The 17,637-nt window shown below is 54.6% G+C and carries 16 protein-coding genes and 3 pseudogenes; 2 read left to right on the top strand and 17 right to left on the bottom strand.

Translation table 11 applies throughout. The features are described from left to right. Positions 1 to 44: 44 nt before the first annotated feature. From DW233_RS04940 to DW233_RS05020, 17 genes and pseudogenes are all read right to left on the bottom strand, one after another. Positions 45 to 185 (bottom strand): annotated as a pseudogene (locus tag DW233_RS04940) (23S rRNA (adenine(2503)-C(2))-methyltransferase RlmN); the annotation flags it as partial. 23 nt (positions 186 to 208) lie between these two features. Next, positions 209 to 396 (bottom strand): annotated as a pseudogene (locus tag DW233_RS04945) (cysteine-rich KTR domain-containing protein). 51 nt (positions 397 to 447) lie between these two features. Further along, a pseudogene (locus tag DW233_RS04950) lies at positions 448 to 1,608 on the bottom strand (CHAP domain-containing protein); the annotation flags it as partial. A 35-nt stretch (positions 1,609 to 1,643) separates the two neighbouring features. Next, positions 1,644 to 2,603 carry a site-specific DNA-methyltransferase gene (locus tag DW233_RS04955; RefSeq protein WP_009014862.1) on the bottom strand — a complete coding sequence of 320 codons (960 nt, stop codon included), beginning with the start codon at positions 2,601 to 2,603 and terminating at the stop codon, positions 1,644 to 1,646. Beyond that, a complete protein-coding gene (locus DW233_RS04960; protein ID WP_118267007.1) occupies positions 2,600 to 5,038 on the bottom strand; it encodes a VirB4-like conjugal transfer ATPase, CD1110 family in 2,439 nt (812 codons plus the stop codon). Before DW233_RS04960 ends, DW233_RS04955 begins: the two co-directional genes overlap by 4 nt. After that, positions 4,989 to 5,390 carry a PrgI family protein gene (locus DW233_RS04965; protein ID WP_009447135.1) on the bottom strand — a complete coding sequence of 134 codons (402 nt, stop codon included), beginning with the start codon at positions 5,388 to 5,390 and terminating at the stop codon, positions 4,989 to 4,991. Before DW233_RS04965 ends, DW233_RS04960 begins: the two co-directional genes overlap by 50 nt. A 177-nt stretch (positions 5,391 to 5,567) precedes the next feature. After that, a complete protein-coding gene (locus tag DW233_RS04970; protein ID WP_002584320.1) occupies positions 5,568 to 6,437 on the bottom strand; it encodes a VirB6/TrbL-like conjugal transfer protein, CD1112 family in 870 nt (289 codons plus the stop codon). A 19-nt stretch (positions 6,438 to 6,456) separates the two neighbouring features. Then, positions 6,457 to 6,672, bottom strand: a complete 216-nt coding sequence (locus DW233_RS04975; protein WP_002569168.1) for a Maff2 family mobile element protein — start codon at positions 6,670 to 6,672, stop codon at positions 6,457 to 6,459. A 407-nt stretch (positions 6,673 to 7,079) separates the two neighbouring features. Next, entirely contained in the window at positions 7,080 to 7,250 is a 171-nt protein-coding gene (locus DW233_RS10330; protein WP_002569167.1) for a hypothetical protein, read from the bottom strand. After that, a complete protein-coding gene (locus tag DW233_RS04980; RefSeq protein ID WP_118267008.1) occupies positions 7,237 to 9,030 on the bottom strand; it encodes a VirD4-like conjugal transfer protein, CD1115 family in 1,794 nt (597 codons plus the stop codon). Before DW233_RS04980 ends, DW233_RS10330 begins: the two co-directional genes overlap by 14 nt. Next, positions 9,027 to 9,503: a PcfB family protein gene (locus DW233_RS04985; protein ID WP_118267010.1), complete on the bottom strand. Its 477-nt coding sequence runs from the start codon at positions 9,501 to 9,503 to the stop codon at positions 9,027 to 9,029. The genes DW233_RS04980 and DW233_RS04985 overlap by 4 nt, the downstream gene beginning before the upstream one ends. 41 nt (positions 9,504 to 9,544) lie before the next feature. Beyond that, positions 9,545 to 9,763, bottom strand: coding sequence for a DUF5348 domain-containing protein (locus DW233_RS04990; RefSeq protein WP_002590558.1), 219 nt, complete (start codon positions 9,761 to 9,763; stop codon positions 9,545 to 9,547). Between the two features lie 22 nt (positions 9,764 to 9,785). Next, positions 9,786 to 10,769 (bottom strand): DUF6017 domain-containing protein, encoded by a 984-nt coding sequence (locus DW233_RS04995; RefSeq protein ID WP_118267011.1) that lies wholly within the window; start codon positions 10,767 to 10,769, stop codon positions 9,786 to 9,788. A gap of 356 nt (positions 10,770 to 11,125) precedes the next feature. Further along, complete coding sequence (locus DW233_RS05005; RefSeq protein ID WP_118267015.1) at positions 11,126 to 11,446, bottom strand: multidrug transporter; 321 nt, start codon at positions 11,444 to 11,446, stop codon at positions 11,126 to 11,128. A 448-nt stretch (positions 11,447 to 11,894) separates the two neighbouring features. After that, positions 11,895 to 12,833 carry a helix-turn-helix domain-containing protein gene (locus DW233_RS05010; protein WP_118267017.1) on the bottom strand — a complete coding sequence of 313 codons (939 nt, stop codon included), beginning with the start codon at positions 12,831 to 12,833 and terminating at the stop codon, positions 11,895 to 11,897. A gap of 432 nt (positions 12,834 to 13,265) precedes the next feature. After that, on the bottom strand, positions 13,266 to 14,345 hold the full coding sequence (locus DW233_RS05015) for a 6-phosphofructokinase (protein WP_118267019.1): 1,080 nt from the start codon (positions 14,343 to 14,345) through the stop codon (positions 13,266 to 13,268). Positions 14,346 to 14,485: 140 nt separating this feature from the next. Continuing rightward, the gene (locus DW233_RS05020) at positions 14,486 to 15,571 is read right to left on the bottom strand and encodes a carcinine hydrolase/isopenicillin-N N-acyltransferase family protein (protein WP_118267021.1); all 1,086 of its coding nucleotides are present in this window, start codon (positions 15,569 to 15,571) and stop codon (positions 14,486 to 14,488) included. Positions 15,572 to 15,732: 161 nt separating this feature from the next. Between DW233_RS05020 and DW233_RS05025 the strand changes: the two genes are divergently transcribed. Next, positions 15,733 to 17,118, top strand: a complete 1,386-nt coding sequence (locus DW233_RS05025; protein WP_233547945.1) for a M18 family aminopeptidase — start codon at positions 15,733 to 15,735, stop codon at positions 17,116 to 17,118. After that, entirely contained in the window at positions 17,119 to 17,301 is a 183-nt protein-coding gene (locus DW233_RS05030) for a hypothetical protein (RefSeq protein ID WP_117640212.1), read from the top strand. Positions 17,302 to 17,637 lie beyond the last annotated feature (336 nt).

The following is a 17,637-nucleotide window of genomic DNA, read 5'->3' on the forward strand; positions in this document are numbered from 1 at the left end:
GGTTCGACGAACAGCCGATCGTGTCAACCTTGGTCTAACAGAGCCTTGTGAAATGGCTGTTTATACAATTCCGTATATAAGGCTCTTGCTTTATCCTCTCCAATTACTTCCGACATTTCTTTGTAAGTAAATCCGTATGGGTCATTCAATATTTCCGTAGGTGTACTTTTAGGTAAGTGTTTCATTTAAATATCCTTCCTTTTCAAAATTAAAAAGTTTGTTTTTCAGAGTTTTTGATTATGATTTCTAGTTTTTCAACATCAACGATATGCGTTAATTTACATTTAGGGCAGAAAAGAGGAAAATTTCTTAATACCGTATTATAAAATACTTGAACCCTCGTACCCTCGTCTTTCCGTTACAAATTGGACATTTTATCCAATATTTTTCAAGCATAATATTTCTCCTTTTGCGCAAAAAAATGCAGGTCAATTCTCAACATGAGCATTGACCTGCATTTTTATTTTCCGTCGCCACAAGGTCGCTGTCCTCCGACGTGTAGGAAGTCCCAAGTATGCCGTTCATCAAGCCGGAGAACATGGAGCCGCAAGAGGAAAGCCCCGCCGATACCATGATGAATAAGAGCAGCGCGGCAATGGCGATACATACGCCCGCCGGGTGCCGCCCTACAAAAGCGATTGCCTTTTTTGTTTCCTCGGCGGTCTTTTTTGCCGCCTTGCGGGTGTTCTCTGCGGCTTTCTGCGCCGTTTTTGCGCCGCCTTTCCTTGCCGACTTTGCATACTGCCGCTTGATTTGCTGCTTCTGCATGAAGCGGGAAAGGGGATTGCCCGCAATCTGCGGATTGTCATGCAGGGCTTTATGGTACTGGAAATCCACATTCGCCTTGAACGCCGCTTTCTCTGCCTTTGCCGCCGTCCGGTAGGGTTTGAGCTTGTGGCTGTGGTAGCCCTCCTTGACTTTCCGCGCCCCGTACTTTGCGCCGCGCTCTGCCAGTTCTTCGGATTTGTGCGCCCCCTCAACGCCGGAATTGTCCTTTTCAACGGAATGTATCTTGTTGTGGACGAAAATACCCGCTTCCTGTGCGGGGCGGGATAGCGGGTTATTGTGGGGCTTATTCTTTCCTATGGGCTTTTCCTGTTCCTCAAAATGTAGGCGGGTCTTGCCTTTCCCGGTGGCTTCATCAAAGGTGCGCTCCCGTACAAGTTTCTTTTCTTTGGGGATAGCCGCCTTTGCCGCGTCCAGACGGTCGGCTGCTTTGTCCGATTTTCGGATATACCTTTCAAGCTCCGGCGTTGCCCGTTCCTCGTCGGTAAACTGCAAGCGGGAAGATTTTTCTTTTGCTGTGGCTTCTGCCTGTGCTTTCCTCGCCGCTTTTTTACTCGCCTTTCTGGTACGCGCCCCGTCGATACGCTCCAAGACGCGCTCGGCTGCGGCGGTGTCCTGTTCCCGTTCTGCCCCCGGCGCATGGGGAAGCGGCGGCGCGGCGGCTGTGGGCGCGGGAGCTGCGCCGCCCGGTATGGTCTGCGCTGCGTGTTCCGGCGGCTGCGGTGCTTCGGTCTTTGCAAAGTCCGCGTCCCTTATCCGCTTGCTGATACGTTTCTTTTTCCCGGTGGCGGCGTTTACCTCGACAGCCCCCTCGCGGGTCATTTTCTGCGTGACTTTTTCACGCGCTTTATATTGTTTTATGTGTCTGTCCCTCCAATCCGCGCCCTTGCAAGGGCGCAATACTCGGCGTTTATCTCAATGCCTATATAATGCCTGTCAAGCTGCCTTGCGGCTGCCCCCGTCGTGCCGCTGCCGAAAAAGGGGTCAAGCACAACGCCGCCTTTCGGACAGCCCGCCTTGATACAGGTTTCGGCAAGTTTTGGCGGGAACGCGGCGAAATGCCCGCCCTTGTAGGGAACGGTATTGATAAGCCACACGTCCCGCCTGTTCCGCATGGTCGGCATGAGGGCTTCGTCGTAGTAGCTGCCGCTTCGCGCCCGGTTAAGCCCCTGTACTTTCCCCTGTCCAGGTATTTCGTCCGCATATTTCTGTCCCGCGCTGCGCCCGGTGCGGTACCGCGCCGCCGTTGTGGGGGCTAACGGCTCGGCTATGGCGGCTGCGTCATAGAAATATTTCTTTGACTTCGTAAGCAGAAAGATATGTTCATAGCAGCGGGTAGGGCGGTCTTTCACGCTCTCCGGCATGGGGTTTTCTTTCTGCCAGATAATGTCGCTCCGTAAATACCACCCGTCAGCGCGTAGGGCAAAGGCTAAAAGCCAGGGAATACCGATTAAGTCCTTTTGTTTGCAGCCGGAAACGCGGTTGTTTCTTGCAATCTGCTGTCCGTTTCTGCCTTTCGGGTTCTTCGGGTCTGCATGGTAGCCTTTATTTCCTGTGCCGCAGTAAGTGTCCGCGATATTCAGCCAGAGCGTACCGTCAGAACGCAGTACCCGGCGCAGCTCGCGGAAAACCTCGGTCAGCCTGTCAATGTACTGCTCCGGCGTGTCCTCCCGCCCAATCTGCATATCAAGCCCATAATCTCTAAGCGCATAGTAGGGCGGGCTTGTGACGCAACAGTGTACGCTTTCCTCTGGAAGCTCCCGCAAGGCATAGAGCGCGTCCCGGTTGATGATTGTGTCAGTTTTCAGCCCGTTCATGCTTCGCCCACTTCCTCCGGCTTCGTCGTCATTACCCGGTAAAGCTCGGTGTCTTTCGGGAAGCGGTCTACAAAGGGCAGCACCACGTTCCCGTAGAAGATAAGCCCCTCGCCCGCTTCGGTGTGGGTGACATATTTCATCTGCTGCGGGGAGATGTTGAGCTGCTTTGCAAGGATAGCCCGGTCGCCCGCCGCTTGATTGAACATGAGGACAAAATCGCTGTTCTCAAAGATATTCTCCACTTCGCGGGAAGCAAGCAAATCTTTGACGTTCTGTGTAATGGCTGTGGGTATGCCGCCCCATTTACGGAAACGCTTCCAGATTTCAACGGAATAGGCGGCGGTCTGTTCCTCTTTCAAGAGAAGATGAAATTCGTCCATGTAGTAGCGGGTGGATTTCCTCTCTGCCCGGTTGACGGTAACGCGGTTCCATACCTGGTCTTGCACAATGAGCATACCTAACTTTTTGAGCTGCTTCCCAAGCTGCTTGATGTCAAAGCAGACAAGGCGGTTATTCAGTTCCACGTTGGTACGGTGGTTGAACACGTTAAGGCTCCCGGAAACGTAAAGCTCCAACGCCGCCGCGATACGCGCCGCTTCCGGCTCCGGCTGCTTCAAAAGCTCGTCGTACAGGTCGCCCAAAATCGGCATTTTCTCCGGGTCGGGGTCTGCAAGGAAAGGGCGGTACACGTTCCGAACGGCGCGGTCAATGACGGTCTTATCGACGGGCTGCAAGCCCTCCTTGCCGCCGATTACAAGCTCGCAGAGGGAAAGGATAAAGTCGGATTTCAGCGCAAGGGGGCTGTCGTCCTCGCTGTAATTGAGGTTAATATCCATAGGGTTCACATACTGGGGCTTCCCGTCAATGCCCTTGCCCGTAGGCGACAAGCGTATCACTTGCCCGTCAAGCCGCTGCACAAGGGAAAAATACTCTGCTTCTGGGTCGCAGATAATAATGTCGTCGTCTGTAATGAGGAAAGCGTTTGTCATTTCCCGTTTGGCGGCAAAGGATTTCCCGCTTCCCGGCGTACCCAAGATTAAGCCGTTGGGGTTCTTTAGCTGCTTGCGGTCGCAGAGTATCATGTTGTTAGACAGGGCGTTTAAGCCGTAGTACAAAGCCGCGCCCGTCTGGAAAAGCTCCTGTGTGATAAAGGGGATAAAGATAGCGGTGCTTGACGTGGTAAGTCCTCTTTGAATGGGGATAAGGTTCTCCCCAAGCGGTACAGAGGACATAAGCCCCGCTTCCTGTTGGTAGTCAAGGCGGGTTAAGGCGCAGTTGTTCTTCTGTGCAATGCCCGCCGCCGCGAATACGTCATTTTCCAGTTTCCGCTTCGTGTCCGCCATGTTCACCACAAGGAACGTCAAGAGGAACATTCTTTCATTCCGGCTCTGCAAGTCCTGTAAGAGGTTCTTCGCTTCGCTGCCGAACGTGGCAAGGTCGGACGGGATTATATCCATGTCGTAGCCGCTGCGTACCGCTTTTTTCTGTTCCTCGATTTTCATTTTGTCAAGGTCGGTGATTTTCCGCTTGATTGTCTTTATGGCTTCGGTCTGGTCGATACTGTGGATATGCAGATTGACGATAACGCCCGTTTCCAAGTCCAGAATGTCGGATAAGATACGGTCGTTTAATTCCGGGGCAAGGACTTCAAGGAATGAAACCGCGCCGATTTTGCGCCCCATGCGGAAATACCGCCCCTCGCCAAAACGGAAAGAGGACGGGGCGATAAAGTCCTTTGTGGAAAGCCCGGACGGGGCAAGCCATGAAAAATCAAAGGAAAACTGCCCGCCCTCCGGGTGGAAAATGCCATGCAGCATTTTAAGGCGTTCATAGCCTGTCATGGGGCGGGCAGACACGCCCAAGAGCTTAAAGTTGTTCAGCACGTCCGTTTCGATACGGGCAAGGCGGGATTTCGCCGCGCCCAGACTGTCGGCTTCAATGGCAAAGGTGATATATTTTGCTTTGACAAGCCCGTTGTTTCCCTTTGCAAGCTGGTTTTTCAGCATATCCCGGTATTCTGTGCGGATAGAGTTGAAAGCGTCCTCCTGTGCCGGGATATTGACCGCCTTTTCCGCTTCGCCGCGCTGCGTCCCTTGATTGATGAAAGAGAGCTGCACCGAAACGGAAGCGTCAAAGTAGTTGAGGAAGTCGCACCAGTTCTCAAAAATGGCGGTCTTGTCGTCTGCCTGTGCAAGCTGATAGTTAATATCTTCAAAGGCGACGGTCTTTGAGTATTTCCGTCCCGTAACCTTGCAGATACCGTCCGGGTACATCTGGATATAGGGGATTGTCTGCTGCGCGGTGTGCGCTTTCCCGTCGCCCTTTGCCTGTCTGATGATTTCCGCAATCTGCTTTTTCTCGGCGCGGGTGAGCTTGCGGGGTGGGTTAGGCTTTGCGCTTCCCGCCGCGCTGTTTCTTCGTGTTTCCTTTTGCAATCGCTGATACCTCCTTTTCAAGTTTTCTCTGCCGTTCTAAGACGGAATAAAAGTTGTCTGTCCTGTATGGTCGTTCTTTGGGGGCTATGAATTTCGTCCGTATGATGTTCTTCACCACCACTTCAAGGGGCTGTCCATGCTTTTCATACATGGCGAACAGGAAACAGGGCAGCATGACGGCAATCATAGCCATAGACGCAAGGCTTGTGCCTGTGCTGTCTTTGAGCAGAAAGAAAAGCGGCAAGCCGAACAGGAGAGCCGCCGCAAAACATACAATCTGCCGTTTGGTAAGGTTGAACGCTACTTTTGTCTTGACTTTGGATAAGTCTTTGGGTACGGGTACATACGCCAAGTGAAAACCTCCTTTCTCTGGGTTTGGTGTTGCTGTAATTTTCCATAAGGGTAATCAAGGCAAAGGTCAATCTATGCCCTTTGCCCGCCCGTATTATATGGGGGTTATCCGCGTCAAGGTCGGGTCGTATTTTCGCCGCTTCGCTCTGAAAATCTCCACCCTGCCCTTGACACGCCGCTAATGCGCGGAAAAAATCGACTTCGCCAGTGCGCCGGATTTGAACAGGGAGAAACAGAGGATAACGGTGTAGGCTGCAAGGGAGAATATCGCGCTGTGCAGATTGTCCGCTATTATCATGTTGTTCACCAGTACGGCGTAAATGCCGACGCATATCATAATGAGGAAGCCTTGAAAACCGATAGCGAACAGGGATTTTAGGTAGTTGTTTCCTATCTGCCCCCATTCCCGGTTAGTCATAGTTGCAAACGGGATAGGCGATACCGAACAGTAAAGGTAAATTTCTATCATACGCCCGTAGAGGATAACGGTTATCAGTACGGACATGATTTTCATGCACAAGCTCACAAGGCTTGTTTCCATGACAAGTAAGAGCAGTTCGGGGATTTCCATAGCGTCAAGCCCGCTTTGCATGGAAGCAAGGGCGGCGGCAACATCAATCTCTGTGCTGCCGCCGATTACCCCCGCCGCGCCGGAAACAACGTGCTGCGCCATATCGAACACCGCCATAGTGATGTCAAAGGTGTGCGTCACAAGGTAGACTGCCACAAACGCCTTGAACACCCACTTGAAGAACATGGAAGTGTCAACGTCGTGCATATTGTTCTTTTCCGTTACCATGCTGATAAGCTCATAGCATAGGACGTAGGTAATGACAAGCCCCGCAATGGGTACGATTACATTCTCACTAAGCGTCTGTATCATGGAGAATATATTTGCGTTCCACCCTTGCGGGGTCTGCCCTACCTCTGCGGCGATAGTGCCGACTTTCTCGTTCACGTCCCCGAACATAGTTGACAGATTACCGTTTATGGCTCCTATGAGGATTTCCTTTATCCATTCGTTAATCGCGTCAAGTATGCTCTGCATAAGCCTTTACCCGCGCTTCTTAACCGAACAGCCCGGAAAGCAGCGGTACAAGGGTCATGCCAATAAGGGCAACGCCGCCGCCCGCCATGAGCTGCTTCATGCCCTGGCTTTTCGCGCCCGGATTGTCGTTGCCGTAGCCCTCCATCAGATTGATTACGCCCCAGATACCAAGCCCGGCTCCAAGTGCTACAACAAGGGTCTGCAAAACGTCTACTGCGCTATTGAAAAATGCCATAAATATATCCTTTCTGCCGCGTCTGCGGCTGTCCGACAAGCGGACAAAAGGCGGTCAGCATATGCCGCCGCACAAAAAAACCGCCCTCTGGTAAAGGCGGCTGTCCCCGCGCTGCGTAAGTCCTGCGGCGCGGCGGTATTCAGTTGTAAGGGGTGCGGATTTTGCCGCTGTGTACTGCGCCGGAAAGTGGGGGCGCGTATCATGTAGCCGGTATGGATAGATGTGATTGCTTCAATCGCTCCTTTCTGTGTCCCGCTGTGCTGCCGGACGTTTTTTTCAGACTTGCGGGAAGTGAATAGCTTGCGCAGCAAGGTGTTCGCTTCCCACAAGTTCACAAAGGGGTAGCTGCCGCAAGGCAGCGTAGGGGAAGTGTAGCTTCCCCTGTCCCCCGGCGGTCTGCCATGCTGTCATTGTTGCGGGATAAGCCCCCGGCGCGTGACATACTCCGTTGCAAAGCGGCGGTGTTCCGCTTCCTTTTCCCGCCAATACTCCCATAATGCAGCGTCGGCGGCTTCCGCAACATTCATTAAAAACCGTTCAAGCTGCTTTTGTTTTTCCTCTGCGCTACGTTTCCTCATGGTCTGCGTCCTCCTGTAAGTCTGCTGCGTCAATCTCGTAATAGTCAAAAACCTCGTCGGGCTTGACAATGGCGGGGCGGCGTTTAAGGTGCTTTTCCATGTCAAAGGCGTTCTTCGGGTCTGCGTCGGACAGGTACTTGTATTTCGGGTGCTTCGTTATGTCGAATTTGTCCGAAAAGAACGGGCGCACCCCTCGTAGCTGCAAGATACATTTCCCTCCGTCCATGACTGCGATTTCATCTTCCGTCATAAGCTGCTTTCCCAATTTCTGATAGTTCAGCCCATGCGAAAGCTCCCGCCCCCTTGTTTCGGAAGTGTTGAAGCTGTCTATCGTTTCCTTGCCTAAAATCTCCGATATTTCTTTGAGCGTCGTTTTTTCCTTGCCGCCCAAGAAAAGGGTGGTGTCGCAGTTGCCGACTATGGTATCGGCGTTGTCCTTGTAGATTGCTTTTAGCTGTGACTGGCTCTGCAAGATGATTGACGCGGATATTTCCCGGCTCCGTATCGTTGCAATGAGCTTTTCAAACTTTGGTATCTGCCCGATATTCGCAAATTCATCAAGTAAGCACCGTACATGGACGGGAAGCCGCCCGCCGTATTCATCATCTGCCTTGTCGCATAAAAGGTTGAATAACTGTGTGTAGAGAATACTCACGACAAAGTTAAAAGTATCGTCGGTGTCGCTGATAATGACGAAAAGGGCGGTCTTTCTGTCGCCTATGGTGTCAAGCTCCATTTCGTCGGTTTCCATAAGCTCCCGCAGTTCCTTAATGTCGAATGGGGATAACCTCGCGCCGCAGCTAATCAAAATCGACTTCGCCGTTTTGCCCGCCGCAAGTTTGTATTTGCGGTACTGCTTGACCGCAAAATGCTCCGGGTCTTTTTCTTCCAGACGTTCAAACATGAGGTCAACCGGGTTCTGGAAGTCCTCGTCGTCCTCGCGGGCTTCCGACGCATTTATCATTTCAAGCAGCGTCGTGAAGTTCTTTTCCTCGTCCGGGGCTTCATACCAGATATAGCCGATTAGCGCGGTGTAGTAGAGCTTTTCCGCTTTCACCCAAAAATCCTCGCCGGATTTCTCCCCGTCGCCTTTGGTGTTGGCGATAATGGTATTGACTAACTTCAAAATGTCCTTTTCGCTCCGCAGATAGGCAAAGGGATTGTATTTCATGGATTTCTTGAAGTTAATCGTATTCAGCACTTTTATCCGATAGCCGCCCCGCTGTAAGAGCTTCCCGCACTCGATTAAGACGGTGCCTTTCGGGTCTGTGACAACATAGCTGCTGTGCATTTGCATAAGCGACGGTTTGACGAAAAACCTTGTCTTGCCGCTGCCGGAACCGCCGATTACAAGAATGTTCTTGTTGCGGGCATATTTCGGCTGCTTCGAGCGGCTGTTCATGGTGAGCCGTTCCGTCTGCGTGAGGGGGATATTGTTCTCAAATACCGGGTCTGTGTACGGCTTTATGTCCTCGGCTGTCCCCCAACGTGCAGAACCGTACTCCATGCCTTTCCTGTACTTCTTCGCGTTCTTGCCCTTGACATAGATAATCAGCCGGACAATGACTGCCCCTGCAATGCCGATAAGCAAATCGGCGGGGTGGAAGCTCGGCGTGATACTGGAAAAGGCGGCGGTAAAACCGTCCCCAAGATGTAGCAGCTTTGCGCTCGCGTCCGCGCCTGGGGAAAGCCGGACAGCCGCGCCTACTTTATCAAAGAGCCAGACAAAGAGCAGATACGGGAGATTGAGGATAAGCAGCTTCTTGATTTCCGGCTTCATAATTCCCGCCCCCTGTCTTTGTTTTTTACTTTCTCGCGCTGTGCGTTTCTGCCCTGTGCGGCTTCTTTAAGGCTTGTCAGCAGCTTTCGGATAGAGGGCTTTTTATCCTGTGTCAGCTTCTTTGCAGAAAATTCCTTAAAGGCTGCGGTCAGCGCGTCCGCGTCCCGCCCCTTGAAGAAAACAAGGTAACGGGGCGGGCTTTCCGTTGTGTCCTTTTTCAGCGCAAAGTCGATACCGTACTTTTTCGCCGTACCCTCAAAGGCTTTGATATTGTCTTTTGTAATCTCAATGTTGGAAACGCCCGCGTTCTGCTTCATAAGCTGCTTTAAGCTCTGCTTGCCCTGTGGCTGTTTCGCAAGCTGCTTCTTGCCCTTTGACAGAATGGCTTTCATTGCCTTTTGGAGCGTCTGCGCGGTCAGCTTCCCGGTCTTGATGTAAAGGGCTATGGTCTTTTCGTTTACTTCGTCCTGCAATTTCTCGCGTCCTCCTTTCGCGTTTCTTTATGGGGCGACGGTCAGATACGCACCCGCAGCCCGTTCAAGTCCTCGGCTCTGATACCCACAAGATACCAGTTGTCGCCGTATTCAATCCGGGTAGGCTTCCACTTGCCCCGCACGAACACGTCAAAGCACTCCCCGCAATGCAGCCCGCCATAGTAAGTATTGAGGTCAAAGCGAATGTCGTAACGGTCGGTGCGCTCGTCAAATACCAATGCTCCTGTTCTCTGTGCCATAAAAAAATCCTCCTTTTGTTGTTTACAGGCTTTCGCCCGGTTTGAATGAATAATAATCCGGGTCGCCGTACTGCGGCTTCTCCGGTGACAGTGCGCCGATTGCCATGTCATGGGCGACAAGGGAAGTGTAATAGTTGCCGATTGTGGACGGGGCATTGAAAAGGGCTGCTTTCAGATATTGCTTGATGTTGCGGATTTTCGTTGTGTTCTCTCGCATACAGTCAAGCACAAAGCGGATATGCTCGCCGTCCAGTTTCATAAACTTTGACTTCACAAGCTCTGCCGGGTAGTCGTCCCCCGCAATCCGTACCCGCTTCCTTGCGGTGCATACCGTTTCAAGCATGAGGTCTACAATCTCGTCAAGCCTGTCCCCGTCAAATCTCATGTCCTGTTTGAGAATGTCGTAGTCGATATTGTCCTTGATGATTTCCCGGTATATCTCTACTGCGCTCTGTGCTGCCGCTTCCGTTCCTTTCCGTTCCGGCGGCGTAGCCGCTTCCCCGCAAGGTGAGGGGTTAGGGGAAAGGATAGGAATGGAATGGGTACTTTGTTCATCAGTAATTATTTTTTCTTTTTTTGGTAAGTCAGTTCTTTGTATATCTTTATTTAATTGCGTTGGATTTTCCAACGTAGGTTTTTCCAATGTTGGTTTTTCCTGTGTTGGATTATCCAATGTTGGATTTTCCAATGTAGGTAAATCCGGCGTAGGCGGCTGCGGCTGCTCGAATATCACATAGTCCGCGCCCCGCAAGCGTCCTTTCTCGTCGCGCTCCCTTGAACGGACGATATACCCGGCGCGTTCAAGCTCCCGTATGGCTTCGCGGATAGCGTCTATCTTTTCCCGGTTGATAAGGGATAAGCCTTTCAAGGTGTAGTCCCAATCGTCGGGGAGTGACAGCATTTGCGACAACAGCCCCTTTGCCTTTAGGGAAAGCTCCTTGTTGCGTAGGTGGTGGTTGCTCATAACGGTGTAGCCCTTGTTTCGTTCCACCCGGAAAACTGCCATAGTAAATCACTCCTTTTGCTGTGGATTTGTTACGCAGTAGAAGCTCGGTTTCGGGGGATAAGGTATAAATCCCTTGCCGCGTCAGATACGCGCCCGGAAAGCCGCTTGTAGCAAGGCTTTTTCTGCCCCTACTGCGTAACAAAGGGCATGAAAAAAGCGGCGTTCCTGTTCTCCCATGTAGGGAGTGGGAAACGCCGCTTCTGCGTCGTATTCAGTTTTTAGTACAATACCCGGCTTGTCCGTCGCTCGAAAAACCTTGATTTTCCAGTGTTTTCAAAAGTATCGTTATCTAACGTCAGCTTTAGGTGGCCCGGCGTTTGCCCCGTTTTGCTGGGGATGTCTGTCGTTCAGTGCTCTTACTGGCCAATCCAGTGTTGCGCATAGCTCTTAATGTCCTCGGTAAAACCGTCAAGGTCATCAAGGGTGATCACGCTGTCGATAAGCAAATTGGCTATCTCGCGGTGCATTGTGCTGCGGCGAATGTCGTTTGCAATTATGCCTGAGGACAGCTTGTCTCTATTGAGGCGCTCTTCTAGTGCCCAAAATCTACTGGACGCTTCGCTGTCATCGTTCAGCATCTCAACGTACTGGCCGATGAGCTTTTCCATATAACGTTCTTGCCATTGAGGAAGCATTTTCTTAAACAGCTTCCAGTCGCTTTCGGCTACGTCGCGCATATGTCCTCCGCTCGTCAAACGGGCTTTCCATCTGCCTTTCATTCTATTTGGTTTTCGCTCGCAGGCGTGGATGAGAGGCTCTCTGTAGCCTTCGAGATTGGGCTTGAATGGGTGGTATGCCACAAAATGGGCCTATCTACTACGTATAAATTGATACCGTCAACCATGCCGGGAAAACGAAAACTAAAACTGCAGGTAGAGGGCTTGTCAATTTTCGGAAAAGGCGGGTATGGTCGGCCCTCTCGAGTTAAACGTAGTAAATAGGCCCTTTTCTTGGCGCGCGGTCAGCTCAATGCTAATCTCCGTGCCGGAACTGACCCAGTTGTTTGTAAGTTGCGGTGACATACGGACTGTTTGGCGCTTTGGAGCCTCAAAACAGTCCCTATATCACCGCAACTTGGAAGGGGCGGGCGGTGTCGGATGAGTGGCACTGGCTGGTTGGGGTGGTTTAGGCCTGTTTGCGGCACTTCCATTGTTTGCGACACCAGCGCATGAGCGCCTTTACGATGGGAATCGTGATGAGGATGATCCATGCAGGATGGGGCTGTCCCAAACAGAGCCACATGTAAAGGAACCAAGCGATGGCGGCTGCTGGGTAAACGCCGTCAATCAGCTTGGACGGGCGGCGTCGATCGATAAAGTCACCAATCGCGTAGTAGACGGGAACCAGAAAGACGAGGAAAAGCCCCATGCCCCATGTGCCGTAGACAATGCCGAGCACCAGATAGGCGAGAGTGACAAGTGCGGGGAAGGGGAATTTGTTCCATGCACGTCCGACCTTGGTGTGGAAATGCTTGCCATGATGGTCGAGCTTGTCGTGTGCTTCCTTCCAGCTGGAAAACGTCTCGCCGTCGATGGTGACGGTGCCGTCGTCATTGGTGCGTACGCTATGTCCATCGTCCTCAAGCGTATCGATATGCACGCCGTCCGGCCCCACATGCACCTCTTCGCCCTTGCGCTCGTTGGTCACATGGATGCCGCTCCAACCAACATGGACTTCCTCGCCTTTATTGGGATCAATGACGTGGATACCGCGCGCGAGGGAAATATCGACAAGTGGCTTATCGCTGCAATCAGCGTGCTCAGTAGAAGCCTCAGCCTCTTCAGCCTTATCTGAAGCTTTGGTGCCGGCGTTGCTGTTCTGCGCCTCATCATCAGCCTGTGAGTCATCAGCGCTAGCCACCGCCTCCCCATACAGCAGCTCATCCAGCGACACGCCATACAGCGCGGCGAGCGCAATAAGGTTATCGGTATCGGGCGAGGATTCGCTGCGCTCCCATTTACTGACAGCCTGACGACTCACACCCAGCTGGGCGGCAAGCGCCTCCTGAGAAAGCCCGGCAGCCTTGCGGCGATCAACGAGCCGCTGCGCCATCGCAAGATCCATGGTGGTTCCTTTCGTTTGATGGTCGAATCGAATGAGCCGAGTATGCCGAGAACAACCGGTAGCGACCACCATTTCTAGTTAGAATCTGCCCCAACCCTACCGCAACTACCGGTAGCAACCCCTAACGACCAGCCATTTCAGGACAAATGTCAGTGCAAGTAGCAGCCAAGAGCCCCACTCAGTAAGTTGCGGTGGAATAGTTTTTGGATTCAGCCATTTGCGGACTAAGCAGGAACTATTTCACCGCAACTGAATTTCAGACCAGGCACCCGCAGCAAGAAGACGAATAGCCTTGGCGAGTATGTAAACGAAGGGCCCTCCGGCCCCGCCCGACGATTCCGATTGGCGACCCTTGACGGAGTCAAGGGAGGAGCCAAATCGAAATACGTCGGACGGGGTCGGAGGGCCCGATGGGATGGATTTCGGCCGAGGCTATTCGTCGCCGAAGCTGATGCCCAACGCTTTGGCCTCGCGCACCAGATCGCTCTGGGGGTCGACATATTTGAGCTTGCCGGCGACCTCCTCGAGCGGCATGTGGCACATCTTGCCGTCACGCAGGGCAATCATGTAGCCAAACTCGCCGCGTAGGCACCCCAGTGCCGCCTCGACGCCGCACTGGGTCGCAAAGATGCGGTCCTGGGCGTCGGGTTGGCCGCCGCGCTGCGTGTGGCCGGGGATGGCGACGCGGGCCTCGCGACCAGTTTTGGCTTCGATCTCCTTGGCGATGTCGTAGACGATCGACGGGCTCGTACGCTCGGCGAGCTTCTTCCTGTACTCCTTCTTGGACAGAGCCGCGTCCTCCTTGGAGATAGCGCCCTCGGCGACGGCCACGATGGTAAAGCGGCTGCCGGTCTCCATGCGATGTTCGATGGTCTTGATGACGTTATCCATGTCGTAGGGGATCTCGGGAATCAAGATGACATCCGCGCCGCCCGCGACGCCGGCATACAGCGGAATCCAGCCGACCTTGTGGCCCATGATCTCGATGACAAACACGCGTCCATGGCTCGAAGCGGTGGTGTGGATGTCGTCGATACACTTGGTGGCGACGTCGATGGCGCTCGTAAAGCCAAACGTCAGCTCGGTGCCCCAGGTGTCGTTATCGATGGTCTTGGGCAGGGCGATAACGTTGAGGCCCTCTTCGCGCAGGCGGTTGGCGGTCTTGGTGGAGCCGTTACCGCCTAGCATAAACAGGCAGTCGAGCTGCAACTTGTGATAGGTGTGGACCATCGCGGGCACCTTCTTGACGCCGTCGGCCTCGGGAGTATCCAGGCGCTTGAACGGCGTACGGCTCGTGCCCAGGATGGTGCCGCCGCGGGTGAGGATGCCGCTAAAATCGGCGGGCGTCATGACGCGGAACCTGCTGTAGATAAGGCCCTGGTAGCCGTCCTCAAAACCATAGATCTCGATAGGTTCTTTGCTGTTGGTCATAAGCGTCTTGACGATGCCGCGCATAGTGGCGTTAAGTGCCTGGCAGTCGCCGCCACTGGTAAGAAGACCGATCCTGAGCATGATGAATCCTTCCGGGCAAGTTATAACATGCGCATAAGTTTACCCCCGCACACTGTTGATGCGGGGGTAAAACGTGTTAGCTCAAGCGTATAGAAATGTAAGCAACGTCAGGCGAGCGTAAGGTCGACGGGCCTGGTTCCTTACAGCGCGAAGGCGTCGACGTCGCCCCAGTGGCGGCGCAGCGTGATGGCGGCAGCGGGCTCGGTGTTGTCAAAGACGACCGACCACTGCGTGTTGCTGGTGATGTCTTCCGGATTGGGCTCTTGCGCTGCAGCGCGTAGGGCCTTCCAAGCGACTGCCTCGTCTTGGGCGCCGGCATGGGCGTCGAGGACATCGGCGATTGCGACGGCGCGCTCTTTACCATGGCCCAGCTCGCCATCCTTTTGGTTGGGCAGCACTTCGTCGCCATAGCAGGCGTAGAAGTTCGTAACCTGGCGTACAGGAGTCGCTTTGAAAGCGCGGTCCGGATCGCGCGGATCCCACTCTACTACGCGCGCGTCACCGGCGGCGTCGTTGATAAAGAAGTGGTAGTCGCGTCCGGCCATGGCGTGCATGTCGTAGCTGGCGAGCAGGTCCACGGCCTCCTGCGTTGTGGCCGCACGGTCGAGCACCAGGCGGATGGCAAGCGAGGTGTTGATGACGGGGCGCTTTGTGTCCTGGTCACAGGGCTTGGAATCCAGGGTGAGCACGGCAATGGACACGCCGCATTCGTTGACACCGTCGAGCTGGGCAAACGGGCCCATCAACGCTGCGGCGCGTCCGGCGACGGAGTCAAGTGGAGTGTTGGCGCCCAGGTTATTGAGGGCCGCAAAGCCGATGGAGGCATAGCCGTCGCGCGGGTGATTGCGCGCCAGCAGCGCCGAGGTGTCGTCCTTAAAGTCGTAATTGCGACCGGTGCGCACGCGGCCTTCGGCATCTACGGCGACAAAAGCGCTGCAGGCAAACTGGGGCGCCTGGACATGTGCCGGCACGCCGGGGAGCACCTGCGCTACCACGGCATCGATGTAGGTCTGGTCGTCGCGCACGCCAGCGGCGATGATGCGATCAAGATCGTAGTCGTAGGCAATGTCGATTGCGTACAGGTCATAGCCATCCGCGTAGCCGGTCAAGCGTTTGAGCGACGCGGCGGACTTGATTTGCTTGCGGTAAACGATGCCGGCGGCAGCGGCAAGGCCGACGGCGGCTCCCGCGACACCGCAGGCGATGGCAATGTTACGTGGCTTCATGACGGCTCCTCTCGTCCTGTTAGCGCAATTGTCGCAAAAGGAGCGCGGGCATGATGGCTCAACTTGGTGAGCGGCGCGGAATTAGGCACGGAATGAAGAGTGCGACGCTGGCGTGGCGGGGTATGCTGGAGGGGACAATCAACCCAGCGAAAGAGGAGAGCATGACGGATCAGGAAACGCCCGAGCGCGCGCATGTGACGGCCGATGATATCGAGGCCGCCAACGATCTTATCGACTTTATCGAGGCATGCCCCAGCATGTTCCATACGGCGGCGACCATTATGGCCGAGCTCGACGAGGCGGGCTTTACCTACCTGCCCGAGAATGCGGCGTGGGACATCGAGCCGGGCGGGCGTTATTACACGCAGCGCAACACCTCGAGCGTTGTTGCCTTTAAGGTGGGCGAGGACCTGGCCGCGACGTGGGGCGAGGACGGCGTTGCCGGTGACTATCATTTTCAACTCACGGCGTCGCACAGCGATTCTCCGACGTTTAAGGTCAAGGCCGTGCCCGAGCTCGACGGCGCGGGCGAGACGCTGCGCCTGAACACCGAGGCCTACGGCGGCATGATCGACTACACCTGGTTCGACCGCCCGTTGGCGCTTGCGGGCCGCGTGTTGGTGCGCGAAGGCGACCGTATTGAGAGCCGTCTGCTCGCCATCGAGCGCGAGGTCGCTATCATTCCGAGCCTTGCTATCCATATGAACCGTGGCGTCAACGAGGGCTTTGCTCCCAACCGAGCCGTTGACCTGTGCCCGCTCATCAGCGCTGGCGACCTTAAGCAGGGTGACTTCGATGCCCTGATCGCTGACGAACTGGATGTTGAGCCCGAGCAGATTCTGGGCCGCGATCTGTTCCTGGTCAATCGTCAGGATGCGCGCATTTGGGGCTGGGCCGACGAGTTTATCTCGACGCCCAAGCTCGACGACCTGGCCTGCGCCTATACCTCGCTACAGGCATTTTTGGGTGCCGAGAACGCGCATGACGTCTCGGTCTTCTGCTGCTTTGATAACGAGGAGGTTGGCTCCGAGACCAAGCAGGGCGCCATGTCGACGTTCTTGGCCGACGCGCTGCGCCGCATCAACGGATCGCTGGGCTTTGATGACGAGTCGTATCATCGCGCCCTTGCCGCATCGATGCTCGTGAGCTGCGACAACGCGCATGCCGTGCACCCCAACCACGCCGAGAAGTGCGATGCCCGCAACCAGGTGGTGCTTAACGGCGGCATCGTCATCAAGGAAGCCGCCAACCAGCACTACTGCACCGATGCCTTTAGCCGCGCGGTGTTCCAGGCTATTTGCGACGACGCCGACGTGCCCACGCAGGCCTTCGCCAACAAGAGCGATATGGCGGGCGGCTCCACGCTCGGCAATCTGTCCAATATGCAGGCGAGCATGCATGCCGTGGACGTGGGCCTGCCGCAGCTTGCCATGCACTCGAGCTACGAGACCGGCGGCGTGCGCGACGTGATGTACGCCATCCGCGCCCTCACCGCCTTCTACGAGCGCGACCTAACCATCAACGGAGCCGAAAGCGTGGAGCTCTAAATGCGAGCCGAAGAAATGAAGGCCGAGCGTGGGGCTCAGCTTATTGATCGGGGTTTACAGCTGTTCGTCGCCGCTTGCCATGAGTCAGGGGTCGACGTGTCCAAGGCGCGACCAACGAGTGCTGAAGAACTCAAGCGTAACGCCTATTCGGACCGCTATGACGAGGAGACGGACTGGCTCTAATAAGCGAAGTGTCGAAAACGCTAGATGTATGTTTGATATCACTTTGGCGAGAGTGTCGCAGACAGAACTACCGGTATGGCGCAAGCCAACCTGACCCCATTGCACCAAACCTACCAAAAAGGGACAGGTTTATTTTGGCAGGTTTTATCTGGGCAAATGCCACAACGCCAACGGCAAGACGGAACTGCTAAGGCTTGCAGATGAAGCCGGCGCCAGCGAAACGCCGCAGGTAGAGCGCACGCCAGCGAGAGCCCGCCGTTTGAGCCAAGGTGCCGTGAAATGAAAAGGCGCTGACCTTCTGGTCGCGCCTTTGAAATTGAGCGGCAGATTGGCCAA

The organism is Collinsella sp. AM20-15AC, from assembly GCF_003471405.1.
GTDB lineage: Bacteria > Actinomycetota > Coriobacteriia > Coriobacteriales > Coriobacteriaceae > Collinsella.